The sequence below is a fragment of the Sphingomonas jeddahensis genome (assembly GCF_001981525.1).
GTDB lineage: Bacteria > Pseudomonadota > Alphaproteobacteria > Sphingomonadales > Sphingomonadaceae > Sphingomonas > Sphingomonas jeddahensis.
Genome location: NZ_MPSB01000011.1, coordinates 61,379 through 75,200 on the forward strand (window position 1 = coordinate 61,379; position 13,822 = coordinate 75,200).

Annotated in this window: 21 protein-coding genes; 11 read left to right on the forward strand and 10 right to left on the reverse strand. The window is 63.7% G+C overall.

The genetic code is table 11. The features are described 5' to 3' along the window. Positions 1–43: 43 nt before the first annotated feature. Positions 44–448, reverse strand: coding sequence for an EVE domain-containing protein (locus SPHI_RS11650; protein ID WP_076745129.1), 405 nt, complete (start codon positions 446–448; stop codon positions 44–46). Positions 449–588: 140 nt separating this feature from the next. Between SPHI_RS11650 and SPHI_RS11655 the strand changes: the two genes are divergently transcribed. Both SPHI_RS11655 and SPHI_RS11660 read left to right on the forward strand, forming a co-directional pair. Next, positions 589–957, forward strand: coding sequence for a hypothetical protein (locus SPHI_RS11655; RefSeq protein ID WP_076745130.1), 369 nt, complete (start codon positions 589–591; stop codon positions 955–957). A 98-nt stretch (positions 958–1,055) separates the two neighbouring features. Continuing rightward, on the forward strand, positions 1,056–1,358 hold the full coding sequence (locus tag SPHI_RS11660) for a DUF3297 family protein (RefSeq protein ID WP_076745187.1): 303 nt from the start codon (positions 1,056–1,058) through the stop codon (positions 1,356–1,358). 191 nt (positions 1,359–1,549) lie between these two features. Here the strand turns inward: SPHI_RS11660 and SPHI_RS11665 are convergent, their stop codons facing one another. Continuing rightward, complete coding sequence (locus SPHI_RS11665) at positions 1,550–2,521, reverse strand: NAD(P)H-dependent flavin oxidoreductase (RefSeq protein WP_076745131.1); 972 nt, start codon at positions 2,519–2,521, stop codon at positions 1,550–1,552. Positions 2,522–2,595: 74 nt separating this feature from the next. Beyond that, positions 2,596–3,120 (reverse strand): gamma carbonic anhydrase family protein, encoded by a 525-nt coding sequence (locus SPHI_RS11670; protein WP_076745132.1) that lies wholly within the window; start codon positions 3,118–3,120, stop codon positions 2,596–2,598. A gap of 88 nt (positions 3,121–3,208) precedes the next feature. Here SPHI_RS11670 and SPHI_RS15175 point away from each other — a divergent pair, with 88 nt between their 5' ends. Continuing rightward, the gene (locus tag SPHI_RS15175) at positions 3,209–3,370 is read left to right on the forward strand and encodes a hypothetical protein (RefSeq protein WP_198927868.1); all 162 of its coding nucleotides are present in this window, start codon (positions 3,209–3,211) and stop codon (positions 3,368–3,370) included. A gap of 3 nt (positions 3,371–3,373) precedes the next feature. Here SPHI_RS15175 and SPHI_RS11675 read toward each other — a convergent pair whose 3' ends face one another. Next, a complete protein-coding gene (locus SPHI_RS11675; RefSeq protein ID WP_076745133.1) occupies positions 3,374–4,669 on the reverse strand; it encodes an MFS transporter in 1,296 nt (431 codons plus the stop codon). 116 nt (positions 4,670–4,785) lie between these two features. Here SPHI_RS11675 and pgsA point away from each other — a divergent pair, with 116 nt between their 5' ends. The 3 genes from pgsA to SPHI_RS11690 are packed head-to-tail and all read left to right on the forward strand — an operon-like array spanning position 4,786 to position 6,046. Next, the gene (gene pgsA, locus SPHI_RS11680) at positions 4,786–5,352 is read left to right on the forward strand and encodes a CDP-diacylglycerol--glycerol-3-phosphate 3-phosphatidyltransferase (RefSeq protein WP_076745134.1); all 567 of its coding nucleotides are present in this window, start codon (positions 4,786–4,788) and stop codon (positions 5,350–5,352) included. 5 nt (positions 5,353–5,357) lie between these two features. Beyond that, positions 5,358–5,609, forward strand: coding sequence for a molybdopterin converting factor subunit 1 (gene moaD / locus SPHI_RS11685; protein ID WP_408640487.1), 252 nt, complete (start codon positions 5,358–5,360; stop codon positions 5,607–5,609). Continuing rightward, positions 5,606–6,046, forward strand: a complete 441-nt coding sequence (locus SPHI_RS11690; RefSeq protein WP_076745135.1) for a molybdenum cofactor biosynthesis protein MoaE — start codon at positions 5,606–5,608, stop codon at positions 6,044–6,046. Before moaD ends, SPHI_RS11690 begins: the two co-directional genes overlap by 4 nt. 9 nt (positions 6,047–6,055) lie before the next feature. Here the strand turns inward: SPHI_RS11690 and SPHI_RS11695 are convergent, their stop codons facing one another. After that, positions 6,056–6,757, reverse strand: coding sequence for a fasciclin domain-containing protein (locus SPHI_RS11695; protein WP_076745136.1), 702 nt, complete (start codon positions 6,755–6,757; stop codon positions 6,056–6,058). A 107-nt stretch (positions 6,758–6,864) separates the two neighbouring features. On the opposite strand from SPHI_RS11695, the gene thiE reads away from it, so the two are divergent. The 5 genes from thiE to SPHI_RS11720 all read left to right on the forward strand — a co-directional run bounded on the left by thiE (position 6,865) and on the right by SPHI_RS11720 (position 10,778). Beyond that, entirely contained in the window at positions 6,865–7,542 is a 678-nt protein-coding gene (thiE, locus tag SPHI_RS11700) for a thiamine phosphate synthase (protein WP_076745137.1), read from the forward strand. Between the two features lie 78 nt (positions 7,543–7,620). After that, on the forward strand, positions 7,621–8,625 hold the full coding sequence (locus SPHI_RS11705; RefSeq protein WP_076745138.1) for a L,D-transpeptidase family protein: 1,005 nt from the start codon (positions 7,621–7,623) through the stop codon (positions 8,623–8,625). Between the two features lie 3 nt (positions 8,626–8,628). Continuing rightward, positions 8,629–9,228 carry a M23 family metallopeptidase gene (locus SPHI_RS11710; protein ID WP_076745139.1) on the forward strand — a complete coding sequence of 200 codons (600 nt, stop codon included), beginning with the start codon at positions 8,629–8,631 and terminating at the stop codon, positions 9,226–9,228. Between the two features lie 34 nt (positions 9,229–9,262). Beyond that, complete coding sequence (gene efp, locus SPHI_RS11715) at positions 9,263–9,826, forward strand: elongation factor P (RefSeq protein WP_076745140.1); 564 nt, start codon at positions 9,263–9,265, stop codon at positions 9,824–9,826. Positions 9,827–9,965: 139 nt separating this feature from the next. Next, positions 9,966–10,778 (forward strand): inositol monophosphatase family protein, encoded by an 813-nt coding sequence (locus SPHI_RS11720; RefSeq protein WP_076745141.1) that lies wholly within the window; start codon positions 9,966–9,968, stop codon positions 10,776–10,778. Positions 10,779–10,867: 89 nt separating this feature from the next. Here SPHI_RS11720 and SPHI_RS11725 read toward each other — a convergent pair whose 3' ends face one another. From SPHI_RS11725 to SPHI_RS11745, 5 genes are read right to left on the reverse strand one after another with little or no spacing between them, the layout of a single operon-like run. After that, positions 10,868–11,776, reverse strand: coding sequence for a DUF481 domain-containing protein (locus SPHI_RS11725; RefSeq protein ID WP_408640488.1), 909 nt, complete (start codon positions 11,774–11,776; stop codon positions 10,868–10,870). Positions 11,777–11,833: 57 nt separating this feature from the next. After that, complete coding sequence (locus SPHI_RS11730; RefSeq protein ID WP_076745142.1) at positions 11,834–12,313, reverse strand: RNA pyrophosphohydrolase; 480 nt, start codon at positions 12,311–12,313, stop codon at positions 11,834–11,836. A gap of 1 nt (position 12,314) precedes the next feature. Then, a complete protein-coding gene (locus SPHI_RS11735) occupies positions 12,315–13,124 on the reverse strand; it encodes a TrmH family RNA methyltransferase (RefSeq protein ID WP_076745143.1) in 810 nt (269 codons plus the stop codon). 7 nt (positions 13,125–13,131) lie between these two features. Next, positions 13,132–13,401 (reverse strand): HPr family phosphocarrier protein, encoded by a 270-nt coding sequence (locus SPHI_RS11740; RefSeq protein ID WP_076745144.1) that lies wholly within the window; start codon positions 13,399–13,401, stop codon positions 13,132–13,134. After that, positions 13,398–13,811 (reverse strand): PTS sugar transporter subunit IIA, encoded by a 414-nt coding sequence (locus tag SPHI_RS11745; protein ID WP_076745145.1) that lies wholly within the window; start codon positions 13,809–13,811, stop codon positions 13,398–13,400. The genes SPHI_RS11740 and SPHI_RS11745 overlap by 4 nt, the downstream gene beginning before the upstream one ends. Positions 13,812–13,822 lie beyond the last annotated feature (11 nt).

The following is a 13,822-nucleotide window of genomic DNA, read 5'->3' on the forward strand; positions in this document are numbered from 1 at the left end:
CCGCTACACGAGACAGCACTCGCGATGTAGCGGGATGCGCAGCCTAACTGGCTCCCCCAAGCTCCATCAGCACGGTCCATTCCTCGTCACGCACCGGGGTGACCGACAGCCGGCTCTGCCGCAGCACTTCCAGGGTGGCGAGCCGCGGATCACTCTTCATCGTCGCCAGCGGCACCGGCGTTGCGAGCTTCTCCACTGGACGTACCCGCACGGATGCCCACTCGCCCTTCTCACCGTCCGGTTGCCAGGCCCGCGTGATCTCCATCACGCCGACCGCGGCCTTCTCCTTGTTGGAATGATAAAAGATCGCGCGATCGCCCAACTGCATCTCCTTCAGGAAATTGCGCGCGGTGTAGTTTCGTACGCCGTCCCATTCGGTATCGCCGTCGCGGGTCAGGTGATCCCAGCCGTATACGTCCGGCTCCGATCGAAGCAGCCAATAGGCCATAGTCGCCCCTAAACTCCTGATGAACGCCCGGTTCCGGGCGGGTTCAGCCCGAATCGGGCACTAGCATTGAACACGCTGAATACCTCGTGCGTTTACGCCCGCAGAGCGGACCGAGTGTATCCGAGTAATGGAGGTTCGAAATGAACGGTTTTCTGATGAAGGCAGGGCTGGGCACCGCGATGGCCGCCACCGCCCTTGCCGCGGCAGCACCCGCCGATGCGCAGCGCTGGCGTCACCGTGGTTATGACCGCGGTGGCGATGTCGCCGCGGGCGCGCTGATCGGCGGTGTGATCGGATTGGGCCTTGGTGCCGCGATCGCGTCGAACGACCGCGGGCGCTGGGGTGGCTACGGTTATGATGGATATGGATACGACGGCTATGCCCGGCGTGGCTGGGGACCGCAGCCTTACTATAACGATTATCGCTATAACTATCGTCCGCGCTGTTTTCGGCAGTGGCGGTGGGATCCCTATTACGGCGGGCGGGTTCCGGTTCGGGTTTGCCGCTGATCGAGATTGACGCGCACGCAGGGGGCGGTGCGGGGGCGATGCTTCCCGCACCGCTTTTTTCTTGGGTGCCGCGCCTTGATGGTTTAGTCGCGCCGGCCATGACCGATACGCCACCCGACCATCTCTCGATCGATCCGTCGAGCCCGTATTTCGACCAACCGACGCTGGAGCGCGGAATCGGCATTCGCTTCAAGGGGCAGGAGCGCAATGACGTCGAGGAATATTCGATCTCGGAAGGCTGGATCCGCGTGGCGCTCGGCAAGAAGGTCGATCGGCATGGCCGACCGTTGACGATTAAGCTGAGCGGCCCGGTGGAGGCATATTTTCAGACCGGTGGAGAGCAGGCGGACGACGCGGAAGCGACCGGCAAAGATGAGGCCGAGAAGAGCGATCAGGTCTGATCCCGGCGCTGGTTCGGATCGCCGCGCTCACTGACGTCGGCAAGACATTGTGGATTCCGCGGTGATCTGCGACTCGCCCGTCTCAAGGTCGCGCAGACGCGGCGGGCTCGATTTAGTCTGAGTGTTTGCAGAACAGCGAGTAGTTGAGCGGCGGGTGCGCGATACGCAGATCCCGCCGCCCCCAAGAAGTATCACGCAGCCGCGAGCGCCAGCCGCGCTTTTGCCGCTTTATACTCACGCTCCATGCGGTCGATGCGCTCTGCCACAGGCTCGACCTTCTGTACCGCGCCGATGCCCTGGCCCGATCCCCAGATGTCACGCCAAGCCTTCGCCTTGGGCGCATTGTTGCCCTGACCGAAGTTCATGGTCTTGTAATCGCCTTCCGGCAGATTGTCCGGATCGAGCCCAGCCGCCTCGATCGAGCCGCGCAGGTAATTGCCGTGCACGCCGGTGAAGAGGTTGGAATAGACGATGTCCGCGGCCTTGCCGGCGACGATACCCTGCTTGTAGCCCTCGTCCGCATTCGCCTCGACGGTGGCGATGAAGGGGGAGCCGATATAGGCGAAGTCGGCGCCCATCGCCTGTGCTGCGAGCACCGCATCACCGGTGGCGATCGACCCTGACAATGCGACCGGTCCGTCGAACCACTGGCGGATTTCGGAAACGATCGCGAAGGGTGAGAGTCGGCCCGCGTGGCCGCCGGCACCAGCGGCCACCGGGATCAGCCCGTCCGCACCCTTTTCGATCGCCTTGCGGGCGAACCGGTCATCGATCACGTCGTGGAAGGTGATGCCGCCCCAGTTATGGACGGCCTGGTTCAACTCCTCACGCGCGCCAAGCGAGGTGATTGTGATCGGCACTTGCCACTTCTCGCAGGTGGCAAGATCGGCTTCGAGGCGATCGTTGGATTTGTGGACGATCTGGTTGACGGCGAAGGGCGCCGCGGGGCGGTCGGGATTGTCGCGGTTGTGCGCGGCCAGTTCCTCGGTGATCCGGTGCAGCCACTCGTCGAGCAAACCCTGTGGTCGTGCGTTCAGCGCCGGGAAGGAGCCAACGACCCCCGCCTTGCACTGAGCGATCACCAGATCGGGCCCGGAGATGATGAAAAGCGGCGAACCGATGACCGGCAGGCGCAGGCGGGAGAGGATAGCTGGTACCGACATAACGCGGGTTATGTCGGCATGGTAATCACCTGTCCAGCGTCCGCGCGCAAATTTATTGAACGCCCGTAAAGGCGTCAGTCGATGCGCTTCAATCCGGCAGCAGCTGCGCGGCTGTTTTCGACATAATGTGCAGCTGACACCTTCAGGCCGGCGATCGCACGCTCGTCCAATTCGCGGACCGCGCGGGCCGGGCTGCCGACGATCAGGCTGCCCGGCGGGAAGGTTTTGCCTTCGGTCACGAGCGAGTTCGCGCCGACGATACAATCGTCGGGGATCACCGCACGGTTCAGCACCGTTGCGCCCATACCGATCAGCACGCGGTTGCCGATCGTGCAGCCGTGCAGGATCGCCTGATGGCCGATCGTACAATCCTCGCCGACCGTCAGCGGCGCATCGGGATCAGAATGGAGCATCGCGCCTTCCTGAATGTTGCTACGTGCGCCGATCGGAATCGTCGTATTGTCGCCGCGGATCACCGCGCCGAACCAGACGCTGGTATCCTCCGCAAGCCGCACGTCGCCGACCACATCGGCGCTCGGCGCCACCCAGGCGGTGTTGTGGCAGGTGGGGCGCTGGCCCTTGAACTCGTACAGTGGCATGCTTCTCTCCTGTACCAACATCGGACACCACCGATTTCGCGCGAAACCGGCTGGTGCGAAATCGTAAACGCGGCGTTAACCAGCCGCCATGAACCGACAACTTCTTTCCGCTAACGAGGCCGCTCGGCACCCGCTTCGCCGCATGATGCCGCCGCCGGCGCCGCCGCGCTCGGACGACGACAAGGACCTGAAGCTCTTCGTACTCAGCTTCACTGCCTTCTTCGTCTGCTTCTACACGCTTATCATGTGACACTCAGTCGCAGGCGCGGTGCAGACGCTGCGCAATCCACGCGGAGATCAGGCACATGGCCGCGACAAGCAGCAGCAACTGATCGGCCGTAGCCCCGAGCGCCGTCACACCGGCAACCGACACCGATCCCAGGGTCATGGCGCCGGCGTTTACGACATTGTTCGCGGCGACCGTGCGCGCAGTCTGGTCTTTCGACACGGTGGTGGTGAGAAAGGCGTAGAGCGGCACCACGAACATGCCGCCGAAGATGGCGACGAACAGCAGCGCGATCAGCACGAGCGGCGCGCCGGGATGCGCGACGAAGTGCGGAATGTCGTATAGCGTGCCCGCCGGCGCGCCAGCCCAGCTCTTGGCGACGAACCAGAAGCCGAGAACTGCCGCGCCCATCGCGATCACCGAGACGGGCGAGTAGCGCGCCGAGATATGGCCGCGCAGCATCAGGTTGATGACCACCGATCCGATCGCCACTCCGATCGAGAAGATCGCCAGCACCAGACTGGCGACGCTTGCATCGGCGGTGAGCACGTTTTTCACCAGTGGCGGGAAGATCACGACCAACACCGACCCGATCGTCCAGAAAAAGCTGATCGCGCAAATGGCGAGGAACAGTCGCGGAATATGCATCGTCCCCGCGACGAGCCGCCACGAAGCGCGCAGCGGGTTCCAGTCGAGCGTCAGCGCCGGTCCCAGTCGCGGTGCGGGCGGAACCATCCGGGCGGTGATGTAACCCAGCAGCGCAACCAGGAAGGTCAGCCCGGCGATCAGGGGGATCGACCGATAGATGAAGCCGGCAAGGATCGTGCCCAGGAGGATCGAAAGATACGTCCCCGCCTCAACGAGGCCCGTGCCGCCGAGCACGTCATCGTCATCGAGATGCTGCGGCAGGATGGCGTATTTGATCGGGCTGAAGAAGGTGGAGTGAACGCCGAGCCCAACGACGGCCGCGAGCATTAACACAACGGGTAGTGTCACCTGACCGGCGCGGGCAAGTAGCAGCCCCCCGCAGCCGACCGCCATGATACCGAACTCGACAATCTTCACCACACGAATGATCTTCGCCTTGTCCATCGTATCGGCGAGCTGGCCTGACAGCGCAGACAGTAGAAAGAACGGCAAGATGAAGAGTGCAGCGGCAAGCGCGTTGAAGAAGCTCTCCTGCGTTTCGTTGGCGAAAATCTCGTAGGTGGCGAACAGCACCATTGAGGTCTTGAAGAGGTTGTCGTTGAAGGCGCCGAGAAACTGGGTGATGAACAGCGGCAGGAACCGCCGTTTCTTGAGAAGCCCGAGGGCATTGATCATGGCGGAAAGTCGCCCGGTTGTGGCAGAATGGTGGCGGGCATAGCCGCTGCCCGCCGCGGATGCCATCCCCGCCGCCAGGCTTGCGCCCGCGGGGGACGCGGGTAAGGCTTTGCGCTGTGCTGACGCTGCCCAACCTGCTCACCCTGTCGCGAATCGTCGCGCTCCCGGCCTTGGTCGCGCTGCTCTGGTGGCCGAGTTGGGAGGCCGGCTTTGCGATCGCTTTCGTGCTTTACTGCCTGATGGGGATCACCGATTATTTCGATGGTTACCTTGCACGCACGCAGGGCGCCGTATCGAAGCTGGGCGTGTTTCTTGATCCGATCGCGGACAAGATCATGGTTGCGGCGGTCATCCTGATGCTCGTGGGAACGCGCCATAACGACATCGCGGTGATCACCGGCGTGCACATCATCGCCGCGCTCATCATCCTGCTACGCGAGATTGCCGTCTCGGGCTTGCGGGAGTTCCTGGCCGGCTTGCAGGTTTCGCTCCCGGTATCGCGGCTCGCGAAATGGAAAACCACGCTTCAGCTCGTTTCCTTTGGCGCGCTGATCCTGGCCGGGGCGCTGCCGGCATTCGGCTGGATCAAGCTGGTCGGCCTCACCTCCCTGTGGGGCGCGGCGGTACTGACGGTGGTGACGGGCTGGGATTACCTGCGCGTCGGCCTGAAGCACATGGATTAATCGGGATGCGGATGGTGTACTTCGCTTGGGTGCGAGAGCGGATCGGCGTGGCGGAGGAGGAGGTGTCCCCACCAGCCGAGGTGGCGACGATCGCCGACTTGATCGACTGGCTTGCTGCCCGATCGCCCAGCCATGCCGCCGCTTTCGCCGATCGTGATCGATTGCGGGCCGCCCGGGACCAGGTTTTCGTTCCACTCGACGCTCCGCTGGCAGGCGCAGGTGAAATCGCGATCTTCCCGCCGGTAACGGGCGGATGATCCGCGTCCGGGTAAGTTCCGCACCGATCGATATCGCGGCCGAGATGGAGGCGGCGGAGGCGGAGGAGGGCGGGGCGGTCGCCACGTTTACTGGCCTGGTCCGCCCGGACGACGGCGTCAGCGAATTGACGCTTGAACATTATCCTGGCGCTACAGAGCGGGCGCTTGAGGCGCTTGCGAGGGAGGCAGTCGCGCGGTGGTCGCTGGCCGGGGCCACGATCGTGCATCGCGTGGGGCCTATGCGCCCCGGTGAGCGGATCGTGTTTGTCGCAGCAAGTGCGGTACATCGCGCTGCCGCCCTGCAGGCCTGTGCTTTCCTCATTGATCGTCTGAAGACCGACGCACCGTTCTGGAAACGCGAAACCGTGGAAGCAGGGCATCGCTGGGTCGAGCCGCGCGCGGCGGACGATGCTGCAGCCGATCGGTGGCGAAGCTGACGCCTGAAGCTAGCCCAGCTGTGGAACCAACACGCCGTTCACCACATGAACGACGCCATTGACCTGCTGAATGTCGGGCGTTTCGACATAGCTCTTGCTGCCATTGGCATCAGTCAGCGCGATCGCAGCGCCTTCTTTGGTCGCTGTCAGCGGCGCACCAGCTACCGTCGGCAGCCGGGCAATGCCGCCGCCCGCATCGATCCGTGCACGTACCTGATTGAGCGTGATCGCGCCCTGAACCACGTGGTAGCTCATAACCTTCGAGAGAGCGGGCCGGTTGGCAGAGGCGAGTAATTGATCCGCCGCTCCGTTCGGCAACCGGGCGAAGGCGGCGTCGGTGGGTGCGAAGACGGTGATCGGACCCGCTTCTGACAGCGCGCGTCCAGCGTTGCTTGCCGCGACCATGCGAGTCAAGACCCGAAGGTTTGGCGCCGCGGCGCAGTTATCAGCGATGGTGCGGGTGCCAAGCATCGCCGTGCCACCGACGTACGGGTTGATTGCCGTTGCAGCTGCTGCGGCGAGCGCCTGAGCCGGTTGACGGCGAACCTCCGGCTGAACCGCATACGGCCGGGCATTCACTGCTTCACCTTGAGGGGCGGGCAGCCTTTCAGCCAGCTGCGAGGGTTGTTGCGCGCAGGCCGCCAGCATCCCCAGGACACCGACGGCCGTCAACAGAAGCGATGGGTGCAGGATTTCGCGATGCTTGAGCATCGGATCTAAACCTACCGCTGGTCGCATCGTTTCATCGCTTGACCAACAACACGCCCCGCGTGTCGTACCGGCTTCCGTCGGCGGGACCTCGCCGCTAGGCGAAGAACATGATCGATGATCCTCTCGGCCCGCTCGACCCGAACTTCGCCGCAGCCTTCCGCCGCGATGACCGCCGCCCGCCGTGCCAGCTATACCTTATCTCGCCGCTCGACGTCACCGGTGCGTTCCCGGACCGGTTGTCGCGCGCGCTTGATGCGGGTCCGGTCGCCGCATTTCAGTTTCGGGTAAAGGATGTAAACCAGCATGACGCCGCCCGGCTTGCGGAACCGCTGCAGCGTATATGTGCCGCTCACGACGTGGCGTTCATCGTCAACGACAGCGTGTCGCTCGCCAAGCGGCTCGGTGCAGACGGCGTTCACCTGGGCCAGGAAGATGGTGATCCGCGCGAGGCGAGATCCATCCTCGGCCCGGGCGTTCAGATCGGTGTCACGTGCCACGACAGCCGCCACCTGGCGATGGACGCGGGTGACGGCGGGGCAGACTATGTGGCGTTCGGCAGCTTTTATCCTACCACGACAAAGGATGTGAAGCACCGCCCCGAACCGGTGATCCTGTCCTGGTGGTCCACCTTGTTCGAGCTGCCGTGTGTGGCAATTGGCGGCATCACGCCAGGCAATGCAGCGCCGCTCGTGGCCGCGGGCGCCGACTTCGTTGCGGTATCTGGCGCGGTATGGAGCGGGGACGAAGCCGAGGCCGTGCGTGCCTTCGCAGACGTGCTCGGCTGAGGATCCTTCATGACGATCGGAAACCAGCGGCAAGCCGAGCCGTTGATACGTCCGAGCGTATCAGTTGAAGGATCCCGAATGAAGCCGTTCGCCATCGCCATAGCAGCTGCCCTCAGCGCCACTGGGGCCGCCAAGGCGCAAGCGCCGCAGCCCGCGGCATCGCCGATGCCGATCGATCGCTCGATCCTCCACATGCAGGTAATCCTCGATAAGTTGGGCTTTGGCCCGGGCGTCCTTGACGGGCGTGGTGGCATCTCGCTGGTCAATGCGCTCCGGGGGTTTCAGCAGTCGCGCGGCTTACCGGTGACGGGCAAGCCCGATCTGGCGACGCTGCGCGCGTTATATCCTTATCGCTCCGCGCGGCCGACGGTCACGCTGACGCTGGATGAACGCTCCCTGCAAGGGCCATACGGCACCATACCAGAAGACTATGCCGATCAAGCCAAGCTCGACGGGATGCCGCATGCATCGCCGTTGGAGAAGCTAGCCGAGATGTTTCACACCACCCCAGCCGTGTTGACCGCGCTCAATCCGGCTGGCACGCAGTTGAAGGCGGGGCAGCAGATCGTGTTCCCAAACGCGCTCCCCACGTCGCGCAACTATCCGGCCGACGCAAAACCTGAGTGGCGCCGGACGCTCGCCCAGCTGAACGTCGAAGCGAACGTGCCCCGAGCGGCAAAGATCGTCGTCGATAAATCGGACAAGGTGCTGCGCGCCTATAACGATGCGGGCCGGCTGATCGCGCAATATTCCGCCACGATCGGTTCCTCGAGCGATCCGCTGCCGCTGGGTGATTGGAAGGTGCTGCACGTCGCGCCGAATCCGGATTGGAAGATGAACCCCAAGATTCTGAAGGGCGTGAGCGACAGCAAGGCTGCGCAGATCATCCCTGCGGGCCCGAACAACCCTGTTGGCGTGGTCTGGATCGATCTTAGCCGCGAGCATTACGGCATCCACGGCACACCCAATCCCGAAAAGGTCGGTCGTACCGAAAGCAACGGCTGCGTGCGACTGACCAACTGGGATGCCGCCCGTGTGGCGCTGATGGTGAAATCCGGCACACCGGTGATCTTCCAGGCGTAAGCCATGACACGGCTTGGCGGCACGATCCTAGCGTTGATCGTGCTGGCAGCGATCGGCTTTGCCTCGATGGTGTCGTTCGGCCCGAATGTTCCGCAGCCTTTTCCCATGAAGACTGCCGCGACCCGCGCGACACCTCCGTCGGCCGAGTTGGCAAGTGAAGCTGCGCTCGCCATTCCGGTCGCTGGGGTCACGCCCGACCGGCTGACCGACACTTGGGGCGTCAGCCGTTCGGGTGGTGCACGGGCGCATGAAGCGATCGACATCATGGCGCCCACCGGCACGCCGGTGACCGCGGCTGGACCGGGGCGAGTGGAGAAGCTGTTCAACAGCGATGCGGGCGGCACAACGCTTTACGTCCGTTCGCCAGACCGTGCGTGGAGCCATTATTACGCGCATCTCGCAGGCTACGCGCCGGGATTGCACGAAGGCATGGCGGTGGAACGAGGCACGCTGCTCGGTTTCGTCGGCGATACCGGCAACGCCGGAGCGGATAACACGCACCTTCATTTCGCAATCGCTCGCATGCGGTCCGGCGACGATTGGCACCAGGGTGAGCCGGTCAACCCCTACCCGCTGCTTGCCGGATCGGCGGTTCGCCGCTAGACGCCCGGATCGCTCTTTCCAGCAGGTAGATCCCATGAAGATCAGCGGCGTGGACATTCGTCCCGGCAACATCATCGAGTACGAAGGCGGCATCTGGCGCGCGGTCAAGATCCAGCACACGCAGCCGGGCAAGGGCGGCGCGTATATGCAGGTTGAGCTGAAGAATCTGCGCGACGGCCGCAAGAACAACGTCCGCTTCCGCTCCGCGGAGACGGTGGAACGTGTCCGGCTCGACACCAAGGACTTCCAGTTCCTGTTCGCCGAGGGCGACGGCCTCGTCTTCATGGACAAGGAAACCTACGATCAGGTCACGCTGCCGCGCGACCTCCTGGGTGATGCCGCGGCGTTCCTGCAGGACGGCATGGACGTGGTGATGGAGCTTTACGAAGAGGAGGCCATCAGCGTCCAGCTGCCCGACACGATCGAAGCGACGATTGTCGAGGCTGATGCGGTGGTGAAGGGCCAGACCGCCTCGTCCAGCTATAAGCCCGCAGTGCTTGACAACGGCGTGCGCGTGATGGTGCCGCCGCACATCGCCAGCGGTACCCGCATCGTCGTCGATGTGTACGAGCAGACCTACGTCCGCCGCGCGGACTGATTAATTTCCTCTCTCCCCATGCGGAGAGAGGGTCGGGGAGAGGGGCAGTCGAGCGCGCTGCCCTTCGTTCATGCTCCTCTCCCGCGCTTCGCTTCGCTCGCTTGCCTTCTTCCCGCAAGCGGGAAGAGGGTTAAGTCAGATGCCATCCCATTCCGGTCTCTTCACCGTTATCGAGCGTGCCGCGCGCAAGGCTGCGCCGCGGCTGCGGCGCGACTTCAACGAGGTCCAGCACCTTCAGGTGAGCCGAAAGGGCCCGGCAGATTTCGTGTCGATGGCGGACAAGCGCGCCGAACAGACGCTCTACGACGAACTCTCCAAGGCGCGGCCCGATTGGGGCTTCGTTATGGAGGAGCGCGGCGAGGTAGCGGGCGATCCGAACAAGCCACGCTTCATCATCGATCCCCTCGATGGCACCACCAACTTCCTTCATGGCATTCCGCATTTCGCCATGTCCATCGCTGTCGAGGAGCCGCTGCCGAGCGGCAAGCGCGAGATCACGACCGCACTGATCTACCAGCCGCTTACCGACGAAAGCTTCTGGGCCGAGAAGGGGCGTGGCGCCTGGCTTCAGGACCAACGGCTACGAGTCTCTTCACGTCGGGAGCTGACCGAGGCGGTGATCGCGACCGGTATTCCGTTCATGGGCCATGGCGACTTCGCCGAATGGACTCGAATCTTCGGCGCAATTGCGCCCCAGGTTGCCGGCATTCGGCGCCTCGGTTCCGCCGCGCTCGATCTCGCGTGGGTCGCGGCGGGGCGCTTCGACGGCTTTTGGGAGTCGCAGCTCAAGATCTGGGACGTCGCCGCAGGGATGTTGCTGGTCAAGGAAGCCGGCGGCTTCGTTACCGATTATCGCGGTGGCGATCGCCCGATCGAGCGTAACGAGTTCCTGGCCGCGAATGATGGCATGCACTCGAAACTGCACAAGCTGCTCGCGGGTGCGCTGCGCTAAGCTGATGGCTCTCCTGTCACCTCGGCGCATCGCCGGGTTGACCAGGTTAGCGGACGCGAGTTGGGTTGCCCTGCTCCCCCGGGGTCCGCTCAGAAGGTATAGACCAGCGAAGCCCGGCTCGTCGTGTCGGTCGATACGCGCCCGATCGGCGGCATGCTTTCATACTGCACCGTATAGCTCAACTGAGCCGACAACGGCCCGAGAAGCCTCGCCGCCATCGCGGTGGTGCTGCTCACCGTGGAATTGTACCGCTGAAGATAGGCGGACGCATCCTGTCGCAACGTCAGACCGGATGTCAGCTTCCAGTCAAGATCCACATTGCCGCGAGCTGCAATGCTGCTTTCGGTTGTGGCGTCTGTGAAATCGGTGTGTCGGAATGCCGGTCCAAGTTCCAGGTTCAGGGTCAACGCTGAAGTCTGTACTGCGCTATAGCCTGCACCTGCGGACGCTGAAAAGCGGTCCGTATAGCCAAGGAACCGGTCGCTTTCATATTGAAGCGCGCCATAAACGTATTTGCGCGAATCAACTTTCCAGTTCGGTTCGTAGGCGGCGAGATAATGTTCGCGAGTCGTGATGCCGAGGCTGCGTTGGAAATCAGCCTGACCGCGTATTTTGTGCCGCCACTCCAATCCTTCACGGGTCAGATCGAGAATGCCGGTCACCCCCGCGGTTTCCGAATTGCCGGTTGTGACAAAGCCGCCGATCTCAGCGCGCCCTGTCCATAAGCTCGTCCAGCCGGCGCGGACGATGCGTGTCTCACGGTCTTTTGCCTGTACCGTGCGCCACTCGTTGGCGACACGCAGCACTGCATCGCCACTCGCTGGATCGGCAGCGCGCGCATATTTGACGATGGTCGCAACTTCGTTTTCGTTGCCGGAAGCGATAGCCGCGTCGAGCATCGCGCGAATGGGCGGCGGAATCTCGATCGACTCGGCGTCAGCCGACTGTGCCCCGGAAAGATGGGCAGGGGCGGCGGCAAGAAGCAAGGTCAGCAACACAAAGTAGCGCTACCGAGATGACGAGCTAAGGTGAACGTCGCTCGGGTGACTGGTTGCTCAACCGAGATGAGTGGAGAAGGCGGCGAGCACCTGTTCGTACAGCGCACGTTTGAACGGCACGATGATCGTCGGCAAATCCGCTGGATCGGCCCAGCGCCAGGCGCGGAATTCCGGATGGGCGGTGTCGATCCGGACGTCAGCGTCGCTGCCGAGGAAGCGGAACAAAAACCAACGCTGAATTTGCCCGCGATACCGCCCCTTCCATACCTTGCCGATCAGTTCGGGCGGCAGGTCATACCGGAACTCGCCGGGGGCTTCAGCGATCAGTTCGATGTGGCTGGGCGCAATGCCGGTTTCCTCACCCAACTCCCGGATCGCGGTGGCGAGCGGTTCTTCGCCGGGATCAATCCCGCCCTGCGGCATCTGCCAAGCTTCCAGCGTCGAATCGAGTCGCTGGCCGACGAACACCTGACCCTGGCGATTGAGCAGCATGACGCCAACACAGGGGCGGTACGGTAGGTCGGCTTGATCGGTCATGTCACTGTTTCCCGCCATCGGCATGAGCGAGCACCTCATAGGCCATCACCGCCGTCGCGACCGCGGCGTTGAGGCTGTCGGCCTTGCCCAGCATCGGCATTTTCACCAGAAGGTCGCATTCAGCCTCGATTGCCGCGGGCAGTCCCTGCGCCTCGTTCCCGGTCAGGAGGAATGTCGGCGCCGCATAACGGGCAGTACGGTAATGATTGTCCGTGCGCAGGCTCAGGCCGACGAGCTGTCCCGGTCCGCTGCGCAGCCATGGCAGGAACGTTTCCCACTCCGCTCGCACGAGCGGTACGGTAAACAGCGCGCCCATGCTGGCGCGCACTGCTTCGGTGGAAAAGGGGTCGACGCTGTCGCCGATCAGGATCAGCCCGCCCGCGCCAACTGCATCGCCAGTGCGCAGGATCGTGCCGAGGTTACCGGGATCGCGTAGCCGCTCGGCAATCAGCCAGATCGGGCTCGCCGCGCGGTCGAGCGAGTCGAGTGCAGTGTCGAACGTGGCGAAGGCGCCGACCACTGCCTGTGGATTGTCCTTGCCCGACAGCTTGGACAGGATTGCCGCGCTGGTTTCGATCGCCTCACCGCCGGCGCTCTCAACTGCTTCGACGAGCGCGATCACCAGCGGATGCCGCGCACTGGCGGCGGCGAAAAACAGGAACTGCGGCAAGCGCCCGGTTGCGCGCGCTTCCGTCAGGATGCGCAGCCCCTCGGCAAGGAACAATCCTTCCTCGCGGCGGTGACGCTTGTCGCGCAGCCCCTGGATCCGCTTGACGAGCGGGTTGGAGAAAGCAGTGACGATTCGCGGCATGCGAGGCTTATTCTTCGCCGAACTTCGCTTCGACCAGCGCGCACATCGCATCGACAGCCGACTCGGCATTGTCGCCTGCTGCGCTGATCGTGATCGTGTCGCCCTTGGCCGCGCCCAGCATCATCAGTCCCATGATCGACGTGCCGGTGACCGTGGAGCCACCCTTGGCAACCTGGACCGGAACTGGCTGCTGCGTGGCAAGTGTCACGAACTTGGCGCTGGCGCGCGCGTGAAGACCACGTCGGTTGGCAATCAGCACAGTGCGCGAAATCGTCACGCAGCCGCTTCTCCCAGACCAAGCACCTCGGACGCAACCGAAATATACTTGCGACCGGCCTCGCGCGCAGCAGCAACCGCCGCCGCCACACCCATCTTGCGGCGCGCCGATTCCAGCCGGATCAGCATCGGCAGGTTGATACCGGCAATTACCTCGATTCGGCCGCGCTCCATCAGCGAGATGGCGAGATTGGAGGGAGTGCCGCCGAACAGGTCGGTCAGCACGATCACGCCCCGGCCGGAATCGACCTCCGTAATCGCGGCGCGAATGTCGGCACGCCGGGCTTCCATGTCGTCCTCGGGGCCGATCGCAACCGTGCGGACCTGCTGCTGCGGGCCCACAACGTGCTCCATCGCTACCACGAACTCATCGGCCAACCGGCCGTGCGTCACGAGCACCAGCCCGATCATTTGCGTCGTCA